At 42.0% G+C, this 19,403-nt stretch carries 18 protein-coding genes and 1 tRNA gene; 10 read left to right on the top strand and 9 right to left on the bottom strand.

The features are described from left to right. Positions 1-79 precede the first annotated feature (79 nt). Both H6G14_RS13750 and H6G14_RS34335 read left to right on the top strand, forming a co-directional pair. Complete coding sequence (locus tag H6G14_RS13750) at positions 80-712, top strand: PEP-CTERM sorting domain-containing protein (RefSeq protein WP_190567940.1); 633 nt, start codon at positions 80-82, stop codon at positions 710-712. Positions 713-943: 231 nt separating this feature from the next. Continuing rightward, positions 944-1,063, top strand: coding sequence for an IS4/Tn5 family transposase DNA-binding protein (locus tag H6G14_RS34335; RefSeq protein WP_422394075.1), 120 nt, complete (start codon positions 944-946; stop codon positions 1,061-1,063). Positions 1,064-1,236: 173 nt separating this feature from the next. Here H6G14_RS34335 and H6G14_RS13755 read toward each other — a convergent pair whose 3' ends face one another. After that, positions 1,237-2,499 carry a glycosyltransferase gene (locus H6G14_RS13755; RefSeq protein WP_190567941.1) on the bottom strand — a complete coding sequence of 421 codons (1,263 nt, stop codon included), beginning with the start codon at positions 2,497-2,499 and terminating at the stop codon, positions 1,237-1,239. 144 nt (positions 2,500-2,643) lie between these two features. Here H6G14_RS13755 and H6G14_RS13760 point away from each other — a divergent pair, with 144 nt between their 5' ends. Continuing rightward, positions 2,644-3,285, top strand: coding sequence for a TetR/AcrR family transcriptional regulator (locus tag H6G14_RS13760; RefSeq protein ID WP_190567942.1), 642 nt, complete (start codon positions 2,644-2,646; stop codon positions 3,283-3,285). A gap of 69 nt (positions 3,286-3,354) precedes the next feature. Here the strand turns inward: H6G14_RS13760 and H6G14_RS13765 are convergent, their stop codons facing one another. The 3 genes from H6G14_RS13765 to H6G14_RS13775 form a co-directional block, all read right to left on the bottom strand. Further along, positions 3,355-3,900 carry a DUF1349 domain-containing protein gene (locus tag H6G14_RS13765; protein WP_190567943.1) on the bottom strand — a complete coding sequence of 182 codons (546 nt, stop codon included), beginning with the start codon at positions 3,898-3,900 and terminating at the stop codon, positions 3,355-3,357. Between the two features lie 122 nt (positions 3,901-4,022). Beyond that, positions 4,023-4,496: a DMT family transporter gene (locus H6G14_RS13770; RefSeq protein WP_190567944.1), complete on the bottom strand. Its 474-nt coding sequence runs from the start codon at positions 4,494-4,496 to the stop codon at positions 4,023-4,025. Between the two features lie 19 nt (positions 4,497-4,515). Continuing rightward, positions 4,516-5,007 (bottom strand): DMT family transporter, encoded by a 492-nt coding sequence (locus H6G14_RS13775; protein WP_190567945.1) that lies wholly within the window; start codon positions 5,005-5,007, stop codon positions 4,516-4,518. A gap of 111 nt (positions 5,008-5,118) precedes the next feature. On the opposite strand from H6G14_RS13775, the gene H6G14_RS13780 reads away from it, so the two are divergent. Beyond that, positions 5,119-5,607, top strand: coding sequence for a MarR family winged helix-turn-helix transcriptional regulator (locus H6G14_RS13780; RefSeq protein ID WP_190567946.1), 489 nt, complete (start codon positions 5,119-5,121; stop codon positions 5,605-5,607). Positions 5,608-5,867: 260 nt separating this feature from the next. On the opposite strand, the gene H6G14_RS13785 is transcribed toward H6G14_RS13780, so the two are convergent. From H6G14_RS13785 to H6G14_RS13800, 4 genes are all read right to left on the bottom strand, one after another. Continuing rightward, a complete protein-coding gene (locus tag H6G14_RS13785; RefSeq protein ID WP_190567947.1) occupies positions 5,868-6,800 on the bottom strand; it encodes a phosphodiester glycosidase family protein in 933 nt (310 codons plus the stop codon). Positions 6,801-6,931: 131 nt separating this feature from the next. Beyond that, complete coding sequence (locus H6G14_RS13790) at positions 6,932-8,182, bottom strand: DUF4912 domain-containing protein (RefSeq protein ID WP_190567948.1); 1,251 nt, start codon at positions 8,180-8,182, stop codon at positions 6,932-6,934. Positions 8,183-8,573: 391 nt separating this feature from the next. After that, entirely contained in the window at positions 8,574-9,563 is a 990-nt protein-coding gene (locus H6G14_RS13795; protein ID WP_190567949.1) for an AEC family transporter, read from the bottom strand. Positions 9,564-9,728: 165 nt separating this feature from the next. Then, on the bottom strand, positions 9,729-12,125 hold the full coding sequence (locus H6G14_RS13800) for an IMS domain-containing protein (protein WP_190567950.1): 2,397 nt from the start codon (positions 12,123-12,125) through the stop codon (positions 9,729-9,731). Positions 12,126-13,004: 879 nt separating this feature from the next. On the opposite strand from H6G14_RS13800, the gene pdhA reads away from it, so the two are divergent. The 6 genes from pdhA to menH all read left to right on the top strand — a co-directional run bounded on the left by pdhA (position 13,005) and on the right by menH (position 18,706). After that, entirely contained in the window at positions 13,005-14,039 is a 1,035-nt protein-coding gene (gene pdhA / locus H6G14_RS13805) for a pyruvate dehydrogenase (acetyl-transferring) E1 component subunit alpha (RefSeq protein WP_190567951.1), read from the top strand. 101 nt (positions 14,040-14,140) lie between these two features. Further along, positions 14,141-15,010: an aldose epimerase family protein gene (locus H6G14_RS13810; RefSeq protein WP_190567952.1), complete on the top strand. Its 870-nt coding sequence runs from the start codon at positions 14,141-14,143 to the stop codon at positions 15,008-15,010. A gap of 62 nt (positions 15,011-15,072) precedes the next feature. After that, positions 15,073-15,144: transfer RNA gene (locus H6G14_RS13815), tRNA-Lys, on the top strand. Between the two features lie 322 nt (positions 15,145-15,466). Further along, complete coding sequence (gene egtC, locus H6G14_RS13820) at positions 15,467-16,255, top strand: ergothioneine biosynthesis protein EgtC (protein ID WP_190568007.1); 789 nt, start codon at positions 15,467-15,469, stop codon at positions 16,253-16,255. Then, positions 16,230-17,495, top strand: a complete 1,266-nt coding sequence (gene egtB, locus H6G14_RS13825; RefSeq protein WP_190567953.1) for an ergothioneine biosynthesis protein EgtB — start codon at positions 16,230-16,232, stop codon at positions 17,493-17,495. The genes egtC and egtB overlap by 26 nt, the downstream gene beginning before the upstream one ends. A 401-nt stretch (positions 17,496-17,896) precedes the next feature. After that, on the top strand, positions 17,897-18,706 hold the full coding sequence (gene menH / locus H6G14_RS13830; protein ID WP_190567954.1) for a 2-succinyl-6-hydroxy-2,4-cyclohexadiene-1-carboxylate synthase: 810 nt from the start codon (positions 17,897-17,899) through the stop codon (positions 18,704-18,706). Between the two features lie 14 nt (positions 18,707-18,720). Here the strand turns inward: menH and H6G14_RS13835 are convergent, their stop codons facing one another. Continuing rightward, complete coding sequence (locus H6G14_RS13835; RefSeq protein ID WP_338421193.1) at positions 18,721-19,344, bottom strand: glycoside hydrolase family 24 protein; 624 nt, start codon at positions 19,342-19,344, stop codon at positions 18,721-18,723. Positions 19,345-19,403 lie beyond the last annotated feature (59 nt).

The following is a 19,403-nucleotide window of genomic DNA, read 5'->3' on the forward strand; positions in this document are numbered from 1 at the left end:
CTGAATGACTCATAAAAACAAGGCTCTGCGTGTTTCTGTTTTTTGAATTTAAAACTTTTTTCATCCACTAACTACACCTATGTTTATTACTTTCAAGCGTTCACTATTGACCGCAAGCACTGTTAGTTTATTGAGTGTTGGTAATTGGTTGCTTGCTAGCCCTAGTTATGCTATCAGCCTGGATTTCACTAATTGGGACAAAATTGGTGATGTTGACCCGATAACACAAAATCAAGCTCAAGCTAATTCAGGTACTGCCTTGACTGCTTTCACCGGTGGCGGTATGGAATCTCTAGAAGAGTTCCTAGAAATTGCTCCTGGTAGTCTTGATAGTTTGGCTCCCGATTCTTTCTTTGGTGCTACTCAAGGTTCTGCCATCAAGAAAACTTTATTAGTACAAGCTGGTGATAAGCTTAATTTTAACTGGCAGCTTAATAACACCTCAGATCCTTTAGATAAAGCTTTTGTAACGATTAATGGAGTCATTAATCCTTTGATTTTGAGTGGAAACTACGAGTATACCTTTTTGAGTGCTGGTAATTTCTTGGTTGGTATTGGTATCGTCGATATAGACAATGGTGCGGGTGAATCGCAATTGATAGTAAGTAATCCTATACTTGAACCAGTTCCTGAACCCTTAACTCTTTTGGGTGTATTTACGGGATTGGGTTGCGGCTTAATTATGCAACGGCGTTTTGGTAAAAAACGTTAAGAACCTGAAATTAAAGCTGTAGTAGGCGATCGTATCTAACTTTTCACGGGATGTGGAAAAGGGGAGTTAGTTCGCGGAAGATCTTACGCGAATCAAAAAATGAGAATTAACTTGTGATTTTATATATTGTCGTCGTAGGTGTGTGAATGAGCGCAAATGAAAATTTTAGAGAATAACCTGTATAGAGAGTGTAACTTTGGAGACAAAGTTTTAACTCAATGAGCAGCATTTATTAGTGAAATTGTATCAGTAAAATACGGTCAGCCTGTATCAAAAATATTTAAAACAGTTAGTGACCTCAGACGAGGTTACGAATTTTTCTCAAATCCTAAAACCAATTTTGAAAGTTGACCAAACTTAGAGACTGGTTATTTATAAAGAAAAAATAAAATTATTGTAGGGGAGCCAGTGCGTTGTGGAGGTTCCCTCTGTTGTAGCAACTGGCGTTGGGGCTTGAACCCAACAAGCATTTTTCTTTCCTTCTGCTCCCTACCTTTTTTCGTCAACAAGTTAGAGGGTCTTCATTAAGCAGCCCTAATGTTTTCGATTTCCTGTATGACGGCCACTACATTTGCGATTCCATCTTCGGTTCGGATTTTTGCCCCTAAATCAGCCGCACGCTGACGCATCGTTTGATCTGTCACAGCCAGTTGAATCGCTTGTGCAAGTCGTTCCGCAGTGAGTTGTTTGCGTGGAATCGGTTCGGTACCAACCCCTAAAGAGGCTACACGTTGCCCCCAAAAGCCTTGATCTCCAAAAAACGGAATAATAATCGTCGGAACACCAGCCCTCAGACCAGCAGCTGTAGTACCCGCACCACCGTGATGCACGACAGCCGCAACACGCTCGAATATCCATGAATGGGGTATGGAGTCCACCAGATAAACGCTGTCTGGCAAATTTTCTTTATGCAGACCACCCCAACCAGAAAGCATAACAGCTCGTTGTTGAGTTTTTGCCAGCGCTTGCAAGATAATATCTGCGGTTTGTTCTGGATTTCGGTTGCCCATACTTCCAAACCCGATATATATAGGAGGTTTACCACCAAGCAGAAATTCCATGAGGGCTGGGGGTGGACTCCAATTGGGTTCGGCATCCAGAAACCAGTAGCCAGTGACATGAGTATTCTGCCAATCCGATGGTTTAGGAATTACAGATGGGCTGAAACCATAGAGGGTTGGATAGTTGCTGGTATTGTAGGGGCCGAAAAATGAGGCTGCGGGCAAGTTCAGCACTTGCTTTCTTGCTGCTGCATCGGCTATGCGAGATCCCTGCCACATTATCTGTCTAATCAAATGATGGGATAGCCAATTCACAGCACCTCCGAATCTGGCTATGGACTGGGGAAACAGAACACCAGGAAATTGTGTTGTAGGTGTAAAGGGAAAGACATAGGCTGGAAGCAATGGCAGTTCTAATTTCTGTGCCAATGAAAGACCAAGGTACAGTCCCCCAACTCCTGTTAGCAATAAGTCCATACCCTGACAAGCCACTAAACCTTTTTTTACCCAATTTATAGTTGCTCGTTTGGTTAATCTTGCTGTGTGTGAGGTAATGGTAATAAAATTCCCTTTTTCCAACAGATCACGCATTTCCTGGGTTTCAATGATTTCTTGCACATTACCGTACATGGGATAAAACTCCAGACCATGCGAAGTAACTAGCACCTCAAAATTTTCATGGGTCAATAGCCGCACAATGTGACCTGCTGCTTTTAAACCTTTCCCCAATGCAATATAAGGTTGAACATCCCCTCGACTTCCCAAAGCAATGATAGCTATCCGCATCAATGACACTCCTGTTGCTTGTGATTAGCGTTTGTTGGGCGATGCCAGTAAAATGACGTAAATGTCATTTTGACTTTAACGTCATTTTGATGGAAGTGTCAATTTTCAATTAGACTAAGTTCATCACTATCTTCATGCTGCAATATGAAGCCATCTCGTCGCGCATCAATCGGTTTAGAAAAACGGGAACGGACAAGAACTAGTCTGATTGAGGCAGCCTATCGAGTATTTGCTCGCAAAGAAGCAGATGCCGTGACGATTGACGACATCATTGCAGAAGCCAGCGTTGCTAGGGGAACGTTCTATAACTATTTCCAAACACGAGAGGATGTGCTGAAAGCGGTTGCGGCATCTCTAAGTGATCAGATGAATCAAAAGATTTGGGCGCAGTCTGTGGCGATTGATGACCCTGCCGAAAGAATGGCGATCGCCATTCGCCAATTTCTGCATCAATCAATTCAGGATTCTACTTGGGGATGGGTGATTGTGCGAATTGGATTAATCGCCGCCCCACTGAGTGAAACCATAGAAAGAGGCGTGATGACTGACCTGGAAGCAGGTATACGACTGAAACGATTTCAAGTTGATAGCTTACAGGCAGCGATCGATCTGATTTTGGGAACAGGGCTGATGGCAATGCGTAGCATTCTAGAAGGACAGACAGAGCCAGATTACCCTGAGCAAATCGCTAAAATTATTCTCAAAACACTGGGTGTCGCTGATGCTGATGCTCATGTGATTGCTTTCAAATTTCTAGAGCCGTTGCCAGGTGACGGTATGGAGTAAACATTTAGCGATCCTCCGATACCGTTGGCGAAATATTGCTTAACTCAACTAAATCTTTAATATTCATGATTACAGATCACTTTTTTTAGTTAATTTATAATCTTCAAAAATTACCTCATACCCATTTCCTTGTGGCGATGCACACATAATTCCGACTTGAATGTCTTGCAGAACTGGAAAATAAGCCATTCTAAATGGAACATAGCGGCCATATTCATCTAAATAAGCAATATGAATTGCCTCTTGACATCGCTCAACCCGTAGCTGAAAAATGTTAGGAGGATTTAGCAGAGGTGTGAATGACCAATCTGAATAGTTGTGAGTGACAACAGCACTCAGATTTTGTACTCCATCTACATACTCAATCCCTGTTTTAATCCAATGTTGCTCGTCAGCACGAATCATAATTCCTGCTTGGTCGTATAAATATTGATAGTTTCCTTTTATCTTGACATCGACCACAAAATTTGTATTCACTCGGTCAAAGTAGAAATGTCCACTATCACGAATAAAACCATAGTGAGTCATACGCCAAAAATCAGTTTTTGGTGTGGTTGTAACAATAATTTGCTGATCTGAATGCGACCAATTAGCAGGTTCATTAAGCCATTCCATAGTTTTTACTGTAATTTTAAATGTAAGGGGATAGAGGGAGAAAAAATGTTACTGTGTGGTTATAGAATTTCACTGTGAGTAACTGATTTAAAAAATCCAGTTGTTCAACCTTATTTAAGGCATTACTTAAAGTTTTGCTCAGAATAGTTTTTGTCCAATTGATTAATTGCGATCGCTACTACTAATGTGGCTATTCCTAATATCTTGGGTGTGGTAATCGGATATTTAACAGCACCGAACCATCCCAATTGATCAATTACTAGTGACATAAACATCTGGCTAAAGACAACAACTAAAGTAGTTGTAGTTAAACCCAATCTAGGAACTATTAAACTACTTAAGGTTACGAAGATTGCACCTAGCAAGCCACCTAAAAATGCCCACCAAGGAGTAATAGAAATTAAGTCAAGCCTGTAGGGTTGGAAAATACCTAGTGCTAGGAGCAATGTCAGGATACTAAACCCAACTACGAAATTAATTGTTGCTGCGGCTATTGGGGAGTGGAGTATTGTCTTTAATCGAGCATTGGCAGCTGCGCCAATTGTTGAACAGCCACCAGCCGAGCCAGCACCAAGCAATGCTAAGAAGATTTCCATAAGATGATACTGAAAAGTATTAGGTTGGTAGCGAAAGCAAAAAAATTGCCACAATTAACAATCCCATCACAAGGCGACGATTAGCACTCAGGCGACGACGGTTAACTCCCAACCAGCCAAAATGGTCAGTCACTAAGCCAGCGATCGCTTGTCCACAGATAATTAACCCCTGAGTCAAAGTAGTCCCCAAAATAGAGGTGAAGTAAGTACTGGAGGTAATATACCAAACTCCAAATAAACCACCCATCAGACTCCATCGGGGAGCTTTGGCTAAAGCAGACCAATCTGGACGACCAAACCAACCCGTGCATAACAAACTAATCAACGCAATTGAGCCGACAAGGTAAGAAATATCTGCGGCTAGGGGTACAGAATTGAGCGATCGCGCTAATTGTGCATTGAGATTACTTTGAATCGGCAATATAGCACCGTTCAGCAATGCTAGTAGAACATACAAGTAGCTTTGACCATTAAGAACAGACCCCTGGAGACCTAAACGTATGGGTGTCATGGTTATTGTTTTGTGAGAAGAATAGAAGATGCTTGTAAATTTATCTTGATATCAAGATACTTAAAATAAAGATAAAAGTCAAGAATCTCGATGTCAAGATAAAATGGCAGTATGAACAAAGATCGAATCGACATCATTCTTGAGGAATGGCAACAGGAATCGCCGCAGTTGGATACCTCAGCCGTAAGCATAATTGGGCGGGTACTGCGAATTTCCCGTCTTCTGGAAAAGCATCGAGAAAATATACTTGTTGAGTATGGCTTGAACCTGTGGTCATTCGATGTGTTAGCCACACTGCGACGGCAGGGACAACCTTTTCGATTGAAACCTACTGAACTCTATAGTTTGCTCATGCTGTCTTCAGGCGCAATGACAAACCGGATTGACCGTCTAGAACAAGATGGTATAGTAATACGTGTCCGTGATGCAGAGGATCGGCGCAGTGTCATGGTGCAACTAACTCCCAAAGGAATACAGCTTGCGGATACTGTAATGCCTATTTTGTTTGAGAAAGAGAAACAGCTGTTATCTCAATTCACATCCGATGAATTGCAACTATCTATACCTTTGCTGCGTAAGCTACTTACGTTACTCGAATAGGATAAGCTAATGCGGGTCTAAATTGCACAACTACTAATAAGGGCTGTTAACTGTTAACGGTCAACGGCCTTCACAATGGATTATGCAACTTAAAAATGCTTATAATGGATAGCTTTTTAAGGGGGGTTAGGGGAGATCAACAAGTGCTGAAAATCACCGTTAACCACTTTTCAAATACGCTCTTAATTAGTTCAAAGAATATATGGGGAAACATTGAAAACAGGCTGTGGAAAATTGTGTAATTTTTCACGATTTAAGACTTAATTTGAGTTTTTATAAATTAAAAATACCGAACCAATAGGGCCGGGATTTTCTATATAGATTTTCTTGTTATAATACAATCCAGGCGACATTCCACCATCAAATAAAATTCCTTCTTGAATCTTCCCTAAACAATTCTGGCGAGCAATACCTTCTAAAACATCATCGAATTTATCTGGTGTTAACTCTTGATTAGTCGCATTTACTTCAATATTAGAGTTAGCTTTTATATCATTTACTAATAAAATAACATAACCTTTATTGGTAATAGCTGCCATAGAACGATTCGTGGCTTGTTTACAAGCAAATTCACCCAAATCTTGACAAATATCTTTAAATTTACCCTGACGATAAAATCTCCCGTTACCGCCTACTAAGTTGTAATTCAATATATTAATGTCTCTCCTTCCCGCTTGAATTGTCGCTTTCCGTTCTTGTGGTTTACCACCAGAAATACCAAAGGAGGAACGTTTATTTTTAAAATCTCCTGAATATTCTACTCCACGAGAAATATTTAAACCTTGGGGTTTATTCTCAGGATCTATATAATCGGCGTTAATTGCGGCTATTGGTCGTTGTCCATTTAATGTAGAGTTCTTATCAGAAATTAGTTCATTAAATTGTTTTGGGATATATTCTCGGCGAATTTTACCCCTAGCATCTTTCGTATATAACTGATGAGATAAACCAAGATTAACTTTAAAATCTAAAGCTACCGATCTGGGATTGAAAATAATTACATGATTAATACCTTTAGCAAACTTTTCACCTCGATTGTTAGTCTGAAAAAATGCCATACTAAATTGGTTATCTTCCCCAGGACAAACTTGGACAGCTTTTGGTGCTGAACTAGCATCGATTTTTCTACAACCTGACAATAAGCTGACAGCACCGATAAATACAGATAAAGCAACGAGTTTTTGAAGATACATATAAAATAAAAATCCGCTACAGCATGACTATAGCGGTTAATAATTCAAAATTTCAATTGTGAATAAACAGACTTTAAAGGCTTGATATCATTATCAATTTAAAATTATTCTGCCTTTTGCGTCCTACTTTCTTAAGCCAACCATTCCACAACAGCTTCTTCTTTGGTGTTGGTGTTACGAGATGGGGTTTCACGGTTAAACTTCATGTGAATTGAGCGTGTTTGCTCACCATCAGCCGCCACAGCCAAAATAGGATAGTCGATTAAGCCATCTTGGAAGGACATCTGGAAGCGGAATGTACCATCTGGATTTAGTTTGATGGGACGGCCGCCAATTGTCACGGTAGCGTCGGGTTCGGTTGCACCGTAAACAATCAACTCAGCATCAGCAATTAACCAGAACTGGCGAGGACGTACTGGGATAGCGGAAGCGGAGAAGCCGACACCAGACATTCCCACACCGGACATATTTAAGCCGGAGGCGGTGGGAACTGCCCACATACCTACACCAGAGGGGAAGATATAAGAACTGATGGCTTGTTCGGGACGCACGGAACCAGCAACGTGTTGTTGAGAACCGAACAGAGAGCCTGCAACCCGTTGGGCTTCGGCTGACTCTGCCAAGCCAAAGATGTGGTCGTAGATGGGGTTGCTGCCATTTGCGCCAGCAGCCACAGTAGGCGCTTTCTTCGCAGGGGGAACTAATTCGTACAGTGTCTTACCGCGTAAGTCTTCTTCAAAGTTGACGCTGATAAAGACATCTTCAATCCAATCAGAAGGATAGACCGGGGGAATGTGGACGCGGGCAGAACGAGCTAAGACTAACCAACGACCATCTACTGCACGATAACCGATATCGAGTACATAATCGCGATCGCTCACCGGAATAGGAAGATACCATTCTCTTGCTAGTTCATCCGCAGGATATTCTTGGATGCTGTGGGGGCTTTGGTAATCCAGATTAACGTCAGTAACGTCGTAAATCCGCAGGGCTAGTTGTTGTCCCCCTTGACGGCGCAATTCTTCTTTATGATCGTTAGGAATATCCCAGTAAGCATAAGCCCACTGAGGATCGCGTGGTAGAAGGACAATCCGGCTGTCACCGTAACCACCAGGTAGGTCTGCTAGTCCTTCATCAACATCAGCCAGAGAGCCACCAGTACGATCTTCTTGTCCTAATTCAAATTTCGCGGCTTCCACGGTTTCCTGTGCCTCCAGTGAACGAGATGGGTTAAGCAAAGCTTTATTTCGCTGGACTTCTTGAATTGCTGCCAGCAGTTGTGATTTACGCATTCGGCTGTAGCGAGAGATGCTGAATTCGCTGGCAACTCTTCGTAGTTGCCTTAATGTCATCTCTTCTAGCGGTGGGCGTTCTTTCGCCATTTGTTTGGCCTCCAGTAGTTTGAAAGGTAAATGATTTCCCCTGGTTATAGAATGCTTGATAAAAGATCATCCCTTCCAGATGAATTTCTTATTCCTGACTCCTGGTTTTGCTAAGTGTGTGTTTTTAGTCTTTTGTTAAAAGAGGGGACACTCCCTTTCAACTCCTTACTTGTGCCAAAATCAGCACTTTAGGATTGGAGGAGTCAATTTATTAAGTTTGTTAACTAAATATTAACTACTAACTCTTGTCTGGGATCAAGAGGTGTCAACAGGCTTTTTTACCTAATTGACGAACTTATTAGCTCTGGGGGGATCATATTGTCATGAAATCTTGATATTCACATTGGTGATCCCCAATTTTATATCAAGATTTCATAACAATACACCGGACTCACCCAAAAACTTGAATCCACAAGGGCAGGATCAGCAGTAATAGAAGAGTTGAGAGCATGATGCTGCTGGCGATTAAATCACGGTTGAGGTTGTACTCTTCTGCCAAAATGAGACCAGCAAAAGCTGAGGGCATTCCCGACATTAACACCATTGCTAAACGGCGATCGCCTGACAAACCCAAAAACACGGTTGTCACTAAACCTACCAGTAAGGGTGTAATAACAACCCGCAACACAGTGGGGATCAGCGCCAGTTGGAAACTTTGCCATCTTTGTAGTTGTGCCAAGCGAATACCAGTCAAGAGAAAAGCACAAGCAATAACAACATCAACAGAACCCTGTAATCCCGATTCCACAAAGTCCGGTAACTTTATTGATTGTGTGAGAGTCCCAATGAGAAACGCCCATAGAGGCGGTACAGTAAGAAGATCCCACAGCTGCATCCACCAGCGATTATTAGACTTGGTATGGCTGAAGTAGCTGGCGATTAAGACACCTATACCGTAGGGGCCGATGACATTGTGGGTAATGCTGAAGAGAACAACCCAATTGAGACTATCAACATGGATTAAAGATGGTGCGATCGCCAAACCCACAAAACCAGTATTGCCTAAAACAGCCGCCAGCAAAAAACTACCTTTAGTAGAAGAGTCCAGCCAAGGGCGAGAAACTGACTCACTTAAGTCAGGCTTAAACAAATGAGGTGAGATTTGTTGCCATCCCCACCACACCAGCAACGCGGCAAATAAACCCAGCAACAATGCCATAAAGGTAATTAATGATGCTAGTATGGGAGTACTCCCAGCACCAACAATTTCACTCTGGCTGCCTTTCCGAGCTAATGCCACCAGTTCCAACGGTACTCCTACCCAGTAAAGACCACGACCCAAAAATTGCGGTAACCACGTAGGTAAAAATCTAAATATCAATAAACCCAAACCTATCCACAGAATCAGGGGTGTATAAGCCTGAAACAAAGTTTCTGTCATGAATCATCATAGGGATTAAGCAAAGTCATTAGTCTCAAGCACGCGCCTTAGAGCAATTCAAAATGCCAAAACCCAGATAAACCTGACTTTGTTCATTCTGAATTACCAATTGTCACTAGAGACAAACAACTTGAGTTTAGTTGATTTAGATATAAAAATTCATAGTTAATTTATTGCGGCTGACATCCTCTGAATCCGCCAAATATCATCTTGTCGAATCAATTCATAGCGCACACGCAATCTTTCGTCAGAAGACTTCCCTTTTTGCCCATTCTCATAAAATTGGGTCAACTCTCTGACTGTAGCCCCTACGCTGGCACGATTGGGATCTATATCAGACTTACTGATGGAGTCCACTTTGACACTATGACTGTATTCTCGATGACGATTGTCGGCTTTATCTTGCAAGGCAATTAGCCGCCATTGAGATAGAGCTGAACCAGTTAAAATCTCGTTTAAACTCTCTATTTTATGTTCAGCCCCTAAAGCACTAGCTTTGGTAGCCAACCAATTTTCAATGATTTTCTTAGCCGTTTCTTCTGCCAGACCCTCCTCTGGGACTTGTATCTCGGCATTTTTGTCAGGAATCTCTAAAGGTGGTTGACTAATCTGAATCGATAATTGCTCACCTTGCAAAGACGGTGCTGGGAAGAATACATTCTTTAACCAGCCAAAAGTCGTTGAGACTATCAGCCAGAACACGAATATTCCGCCTAACGAACCCAAGACTATCCAAAGTAATCTTGTTTTCCGGCCTAGAGTGCTAGGGGAGGGTTGGCGTTGCTGATGAATACTGTGTCCTCTGTTGACAACTTCCTGTGGCTTCTTGCGTCTTCTGCGTTTAGAAGTTTGCCGTGGAGGTGTCGATTGAGTATAACCACTTATACCCTGCTGAACAGGTCTGCTGGCGCGTTCCACAGGTACCTCTGGTGGATAATTATCAGTGTAAGCAGCTGTGGAAGATATATTTTCTCTTGCGGTTGTAAAATTGGAAGACTCTGGTCTTCTGTGGTTTGAAGTTTCTGGTAATTCGGGATCAGGGCTTCTGTTTTGATGAAACTGTCGATTTACCTCTGATGGATGACTACGTTGTGGCATCTGTCTTGTGGACGCATCTCCTGGCCTGTTTGCCCTCCCTGGGGTACGTTTGGCGACTGGCGTTCCTCCAGAGTAAGAATTACCCCTGGGTTGAGAAAAAGATTGGCGGTTAATTACAGCCCATTCATTAGTTGTTTCCGCGTCGTTGGGCAAGGCTTCTAGGTAGGCTTGTACTTGTTGATTAGCAAAGTAATCTTTCAGGGAAGCTTGTTGTCTGGACAAATCGCGGAAATGGGGGAAAACTTCATTTTGCAGCCATTGTTCGGCATATAAGCACAAACCAGGCAGCAAATCGGGTGAATCTTGAGATTTTTCTCGAATTAAAGCTAAAGCTTCGTATTCTTGGCTCAGTTCTAAAACTCGTGTGGCTTCTTCAGTTTGCCCTAGTAATAACGCACACAGGGACTGCTCCAAATGCACATCTTGTCGCTTAGACAAACGCATCAGCATTTGCTTGGCATGACGAATTAAAGCAGGCTGGCGTTGGGTGAATCCTCTGGCGATGGAAGCATAAACAGCTAAGTATGTAGCCACAGCCGAGGGGCGCTTACTTTCGCCATCAAACAACTTATGTTGTTCAGATACTGTTAAATGATGGCGTAATTGCTGGATGAATCGGAGAAAATCATCAATGTTTAAGCCTGATTGATCATTGCCTGTACCATCAATACCACCGCGATCGTCTAAGATGCTTTGTAATAGATCCAGCCCTTGGTGGCGTTCAATGGTTTTTTCTTGGGGTAAGGCAAGTAATTCTAAAATTCTATAAGGGCGCAATTTGTAAAGATCAGCCTGGATTTCTGCTTGGACGCTAGGGAAGATGCCTTCACTAAACAAAACTTCTTGTCCAGTCTCTAAAGACAGAGCAGCGTTTTCATAGTGGCCTTGTTGCCATTGTTCCCGGCCTAATTCCAAAGAGGCCAAAGCCACAGTTAGGAGAATATCTGGACGTTCAGAACTATCGAGAAATTCTTCAGACGTGCGATGATTGCCATTTCTGGTGGGTGCTTTGCCGTTTTGATTACCTAAGTAATTACGACCTAGCTTGAGTACGAGTTCATACTCTCCCAACTCTTGCAAAATTAATAAAGCACCAATTAATTCCTCGGAGGAAACTTCGATGCTCAGGCTTTGGACATCGAAATGACCATTATTGCTGTCCCCACAATTTTCCACTGCCACTTTGGTTGTAGCCGCGTTGTCTGGGTCGTAGGCGTGAGCAAGATACAGCTGGTCATAACTGCTGCGTTCCTTTGGATCTGATAAAACCACGTAAGCTTCTTCTATAAGTTGTTTACGGGAAGCAATTGCTGCTTGAGAATACTCCCGTCGCGGCAATTGGACAATGCGATCGCTGTATGCTTGTCGCAGTTGTTCATCACTTGCCGCTAACGGTAGCCCTAAAATTCGGTAGTAATCTAGCGGAATTCGCACAGCGTACTTCCCCTGCACCGTGATCAACATAATTCACCTAGACCATTCCAGGCTTGTAAAACCGTGCCATAATCGTACGGTGAATAATACCGTGGTGAACTTACACTATAAGTGTATATTGCAACAATTACTTTTGTATCTTCCCAAAAATTTGTGTCATATTCTATTCCTTGGCTAGGAAATGTTGATGTTTTGTCTTAATTCTTAGTATTTCTGCTGAAAATAACTGTTATCAATAATTAAGTTACTGTAAAACCAACATAAGAATCATTGTTTTTGAGTACGAATGTTGTGCTTACACATAAGTACAATTAATCCTCTATCAGAAAATTTTCTGATTCAGGAGTTAAATATGCACCACTGCTAATGGTAGATGCGGATAACAGAAAGAACAAGATAATATCATAACTATATTTTTATGGCAACTACACAAATATAGGAATCCGATGTAATCACTATTGGCATAGCCTGGGCAGAAAAATTACCTACATCTTAATTTCCCTTCTCCTTTGTCTTCTAACTGGGAAAATAATTATGGCTACACCACTTTACACGAATGAAAATCAAAACTGAATCCTCATATACATTGAGGAGTCGTCACTCTTATTTCCTGGAAATTGTTCATCGGTATGCAGAAACCGAGCTATTCTGGGTGATAGTCTATGAACTGAAATAGGGATGAGTCAGACTGAGAGAAAGAATATTGTTGTTACAGTGAGATATTCCCAGATAAATATCTCAGAAACACAAGATTCCAGCATTTACTCTCTACTATTTCCCATAATTCTTCGTGGTGTAGAAAAGTTGGTTGTTCACTCTAGTAAACCCTGCTGGGGAAAATAAAATTACTCAGAAAACAACCTATTTAAAATGGTAAATTTCGATTTTAGACAGGAATACTAAAAAATAATGGTTCAAGAACGCACAATACCTCAATTTAATACTGCCAACGCCAAAATCACCAAAGAAGAAGGATTGCTCTTATACGAAGACATGACTTTGGGGCGTTTTTTTGAAGACAAATGTGCCGAAATGTACTACAGGGGCAAAATGTTTGGTTTTGTCCACTTGTACAACGGACAAGAAGCAGTTTCTACTGGCGTAATTCAAGCGATGCGACCAGGGGAAGATTTTGTTAGCAGTACCTACCGCGACCACGTTCATGCTTTGAGTGCTGGAGTCCCAGCTAGAGAAGTCATGGCGGAGTTATTTGGCAAAGCCACAGGTTGCAGTAAAGGGCGTGGTGGTTCCATGCACATGTTTTCTGCCGAACATGGCTTATTAGGCGGCTATGCTTTCGTCGCGGAAGGAATTCCTGTAGCAGCTGGTGCAGCTTTTCAAAGTAAATACCGCCGCGAAGTGTTAGGAGACCCCAACGCCGACCAAGTAACGGCTTGTTTCTTCGGTGATGGTGCTGCTAACAATGGGCAGTTTTTTGAAACTCTGAATATGGCTGCTCTTTGGAAACTGCCAATTATTTTCGTGGTAGAAAATAATAAGTGGGCTATTGGTATGGCTCACGACCGAGCAACTTCTGACCCAGAGATTTACAAAAAAGCCAGCGTCTTTAACATGGTTGGCGTAGAAGTAGATGGCATGGATGTGCTGGCGGTGCGTGCAGTCGCTCAAGAAGCTGTAGCCCGTGCGCGTGCTGGTGAAGGCCCGACTTTAATAGAAGCCCTAACCTACCGTTTCCGTGGTCACTCCTTGGCAGACCCAGATGAAATGCGTAGCAAAGCTGAGAAAGAATTTTGGTTTTCCCGTGACCCGATTAAGAAGCTAGCAGCTTATCTAATAGAGCAGAACTTGGCAGATGAGGCAGAACTCAAAGCCATTGAGCGCAAGATTCAGGACGTGATTGACGATGCGGTGAAGTTCGCAGAAAGTAGCCCTGAACCAGACCCCAGCGAATTATATCGCTTTGTCTTCGCAGAAGACGAATAAATTGAGGACTGGGGATTGGGGATGAGGGAGTAGGAATTATATATTCAGCCTCTGAACCCCAACGCCTCACCTCTAGCCCCTAGCCTCTGAGGACTCAACTTGTGTTTAGTATTGCCATTCAACAGCAACAGTACAAAACCTATATCCTTTCTGATGAAACGGCTGGTTCTCAACTGGAAGTTGTACCAGAACGTGGCGGTATTATTACCCGTTGGCGTGTGAAGGGAGAGGAAATTCTCTACCTAGACGCTGAACGCTTCACTCATCCAGATTTGAGCGTCAGAGGTGGAGTACCAATTCTCTTTCCCATCTGCGGCAACTTACCAGATAATTCTTACACCCTCAACGGTCAGCAGTACACACTCAAACAACATGGGTTTGCTCGTGATTTGCCCTGGGAAGTAGTTGAGCAGACCACTAAGGACACAGCTACACTGACGTTAGTTCTCCGCAGCAACGAACAGACAAAGGCGGTTTATCCTTTCGATTTCCAACTAGTATTCACTTACGTACTACAAGGAAATACTCTAGAAATTCGCCAGGAATACCACAATCTGTCATCTACCCAATTGCCCTTCTCTGCTGGATTCCATCCTTACTTCTTGACTGGGGATAAAAATCAACTGGAGTTTGACATTCCCTCCCAGGAGTATCAGAACCAGCAAACAAAGGAAGTTTATCCTTTTAATGGCAATTTTGACTTTAACCGTGATGAAATCGATTTTGCCTTTGGTCACATCACCAGTCAGTCTGCTAGTGTCATCGACCGTAATCGGCAGTTTAAACTAACTTTGGATGCTGATGATATTTTTTCAATGTTGGTATTTTGGACGCTGAAGGGTAAAGAATTCTATTGTCTAGAACCTTGGAGCGCTCCTCGTAACTCCCTGAATACTGGTGAAAAGCTGACGGTGCTAGAGCCAGGCGCTAACTACAAAGCATCTGTAAGATTATCGGCAAGTTTTTTCTAAAACCCCTTTACAAGTCTATGGATGTTTATGCTATGATGGCAAAGTTGCGAAACAAACCGCAAGGGTCGCTAACTCAACGGTAGAGTACTCGGCTTTTAACCGATTAGTTCCGGGTTCGAATCCCGGGCGACCCATAAAATAAAGAGCAAACTCGCTCATGCTTTTGAATGAAAGTAGAGGCGGGTTTCATAATAAGAGCAAATTTACAGTGTTGATAATCTGCGCCCCATTTGTTTTTAAACTATAGGGCTACTGTTTTATTTCTGAACTATATAGGGGCTTAAGGCAAGTTTTATGGGGCATTGCTCGCACAACCCTGAATGTCTTTGGCAATGACAACCCTACAAATAATACAAATACTTAAAGATGACGAATGACTGAAATTGATGTGGTATTGCATCAATAATGCTCAACACAGTTTATTCTATACAGGAATTAGGAGCAAATTCTTTAATTATGTGCCGTCTACTTGCCTACCTTGGTGCGCCTGTTTCTCTGGAATATCTCTTGTATAAACCAGAACATTCGTTGATAGTTCAAAGTTACCAACCCCGCGAAATGACTTCTGGGGTGGTAAATGCAGACGGCTTTGGTGTGGGTTGGTATCATAGCCAAAAAGATACTGAACCTTTTACCTATAAAAATACTCTCCCTATTTGGAATGATATTAATTTGCCGAGTCTGAGTCGTTATGTAGAATCTAAATGTGTTTTAGCTTATGTGCGGAGTGCGACAGCCGGACAAGCTCTAGATTTTGCCAACTGTCAGCCATTTCATTATAAGCAGTCCCTCTTTATTCATAATGGGTACATTGAGAATTTTCGCAAGACCTTACATCGCAAACTCCGCAGTACTTTAACCCCAGATTTTTACGAACATATCAATGGTAGTACTGATTCTGAGCATATTTTTGCATTACTACTTTCACAAATACAAAGTAATAAACATCGTTCTGTAGAGTCGGTTTTACGTAACACTTTACTAATGTTATGGGAGATGGCAAAACGTCATCAAGTTAATGCTTCGGCGAATGTAGTTTTTAGTGATGGTCATCGCCTCATCGCCTCCCGCTTTGCTTCATCTTCATCACCCCCATCACTGTATTGGCTCAAAGATGATTTAACTTTCCCTAATTCTGTCATTATTGCATCTGAACCATTATTTGCAGCTAATTGGACTGCTTGTCCAGAAAATAGCATTATCAGTGTGGGAGCGGATTGTGATATCAAAATTGAAAGCATCTAGTGTGAAAGAGTTGATTGCTTTTGCTTTGGAGGAATGTCGCACTAAAACCCTAAGTTTATTTGTAGGTATGGATGCAGCTACATTCTGTTGTCAACCTCATGCTGATTTTAGTCCTGTGGGTTGGCATTTGGGACATATTGCCTATATAGAATCTCTGTGGGTATTAGAACATAGTGCTGATTTACCATGCTTATTTCCCCAATATCGTCAGTTATTCGCAGCTGATGGTTTACCGAAAAAACAACGAGTCCAATTACCAGAAATAGCAGAAATCGTTTATTACTTAGATACAGTGAGAGCAAAGACTCTGGAATATCTAGAAGCAGCTGATATCCAACAGCAAGAACGACTTTGGCGCTTTTTAATTCAGCACGAAAGCCAACACTGCGAAATCATAACTATGGTGTTGGAATTACTTGATAGTCAGCAGTCAATAGTCAATGGTCAAAAGTCAATAGTCAATGGTCAAAACTTAAGTTCTGTGGGGGAAATGGTGGAAATTCCCGCAGGTGAGTTTGAGTTGGGTAACGATTCTATTGATGCTTTAGATAATGAGCGTCCAGCACATAGAGTTTATTTAGATACTTACTGGATTGACCGCTACCCCGTGACTTGTGGTGAATATGAGGTATTTATGGAGGCTGGAGGGTATCAAAACCCTGAATGGTGGTCAGTCGCAGGTTGGGAATGGTTACAAACGGAGCCAGTAATACAACCACTTTACTGGAATCACTTCAGTGCTGCCACAGAGCATCACCCAGTATATGGTGTTAGTTGGTATGAAGCCGAAGCTTATGCACGGTTCGTTGGTAAGCGTTTACCCACAGAAGCTGAATGGGAAAAAGCCGCAAGTTGGAATGACAAAGCTAGCTGTCGCCACACCTATCCTTGGGGGGAAGATATCCCAACACCCCAAAAATGTAATTGTGATGGACTAAGACGAGGCTTAGGCGATACAACCACCCCAGTCAATGCTTACCCGGCTGGGCAAAGTGCCTATGGTGTATATGACACTTTAGGAAATGTTTGGGAGTGGACAGCGTCTTGGTTTGATGGTTACAAGGGTTTTCAAAGTTACCCATACAAAGGTTACGCGCAAGTTTATTTTGACCAAAAACATCGTGTGTTAAAAGGTGGTAGTTGGGCAACGCGTCCTTGGGTACTGCGTCCTAGTTTCCGCAATTGGTATCATCCCCAGGTTCGTCAGATTTTTGCTGGGTTTCGTTGTGCGAGGGATTAGGGACGAATCAATTCAAAATTCATCATGAAAAGTTGAGCTATTGTGTTGGTGTTTGTGTAGCCTCTCCGTTAGGAGAAGCTACATATTCCGGGAAGTTACAGAATAGGGGTATGACCTTTTTTGAATTCAAAATGCAAAATTCAAAATTCAAAATGAATAATAAGAATAATTTTGAATTAATTAATTTTGGGTTTCCAGCCCCCTAAACATTGAAAATTTAGCGGTCTTAAATTAGTGGTGGGTACCCTACTCTAAGGCTACGCCAACAAGCCCCCACTAATTGTCTTTAATGCGCGAATTTTGTACTCCTGCGGAGAACCCGTACCCCTACGGGGAGGCAAGCTAGGCGGTAGCGTTGCGTAGCAAAGGGTATTTTAAATTTTGAATTGGAGCGAAGCGACTTGACTATAGAGAATTACCAATTTAACTATTCGCTAACTGGCAATGCTGATAAACCTGTGATTCTTTTACTCCACGGCTTCATGGGGAATATTGATGAATTTGACGCAGTTATCGAATTACTAGGCGATGATTTTTCATATCTCAAACTTGACTTACCTGGGCATGGAAAAACTCAAGTATTGGGTGGAGACGAATATTACTTAATGGCAAATACTGCTCAAGGCTTAATTAATTTATTAGATAAATTAGAAATCGTTAAATGTTTTTTGGTCGGCTATTCGATGGGCGGAAGGTTAGGCTTATATCTGATTCTACATTTTCCTGAACGTTTTTATCAAGTAGTTTTAGAGTCAGCCTCTCCAGGTTTAGGTACGGAAGCAGAACGATTCGATAGAATTAAACGTGATGCCCAAATAGCTAAGAAATTAGGGAGAAGTTTAGAAAAAAACGATTTCACAGCTTTTTTAATCAATTGGTATAGTCAGACTATTTTTGGCAATATAAAAAATCATCCGGAGTTTGCCAGGATGATAGAAAGTCGATTGCAAAATCATCCCCATGAGTTAGTTAAATCATTACAATTTATGGGAACTGGTAGCCAGCCCTCTTTATGGGGAAAACTGCAAAATAATCAAATTCCTTTACTTTTACTTGTTGGTGAACATGATGAAAAATTTATAGATATCAATGTAAATATGTCGAAGATAGCCCCAGCATCTCAACTTAAAACAATTAGTAATGCTGCCCATAATATTCACTTTGAGAATACCTTAGAATTTGTGCAGCAACTCAATAATTTCTTTACATAAGGTTTAACTGATAACTATTGACTTGCCGTAGTTAATTCCTCTTGCAACATTTTCTGATAAATTCTAGGCAGAGAACGACTAATAGAATTTGTTTCTATGCCGTAACCTAAACTTGTCCAAGTGGGGGAGAGTCGCCGTAAAACGTCATTGATTTTGCCTTGGCGCAGTAGTTGAGAAATATCCACCCCCCAAACCCGCGAATCATTTAGCCAACGGTAAACAACCAAATCTTGATATTCTGGCTCAAAACTGTAGGAAGACCAAAACATCATTTGTGATGGTTTGGGATGATAGCGGGGGGCTATTTCAAACCAAGTAGTGTTGATGATTTGATACCTTCCCGCCGCAGTGGAACAATTACCTGTGTTTGGGCCTGTGACGATAGTGACACATATCTCAGGATGCTTGCTCAGGTCAGTTACCTGTTGTCCACCGTATAACAAAGAGTATGGACGGTTTCCATTGGCTTCACTCGCGGAGATTGTTCGCATTAAAGCGCGAATATGGGGATCACCGCCTTTCATTACCAAAGGTGGTAAGTTATTTCCAAAGATGGGATCAGAAGGCGATCGCAATTCTCCAAATATATACCATTGAAATAAATACACAAAGCCGAGAAGTGCGGCTATAGGGCCAATGAATTTTTCTGCCCCTTTGAGTTCAAAGCCTTTCAGATTCTCACTCCTTGCAAATTCGC

Source organism: Nostoc parmelioides FACHB-3921, from assembly GCF_014696625.1.
In the GTDB taxonomy this organism is placed as follows: domain Bacteria; phylum Cyanobacteriota; class Cyanobacteriia; order Cyanobacteriales; family Nostocaceae; genus Trichormus; species Trichormus parmelioides.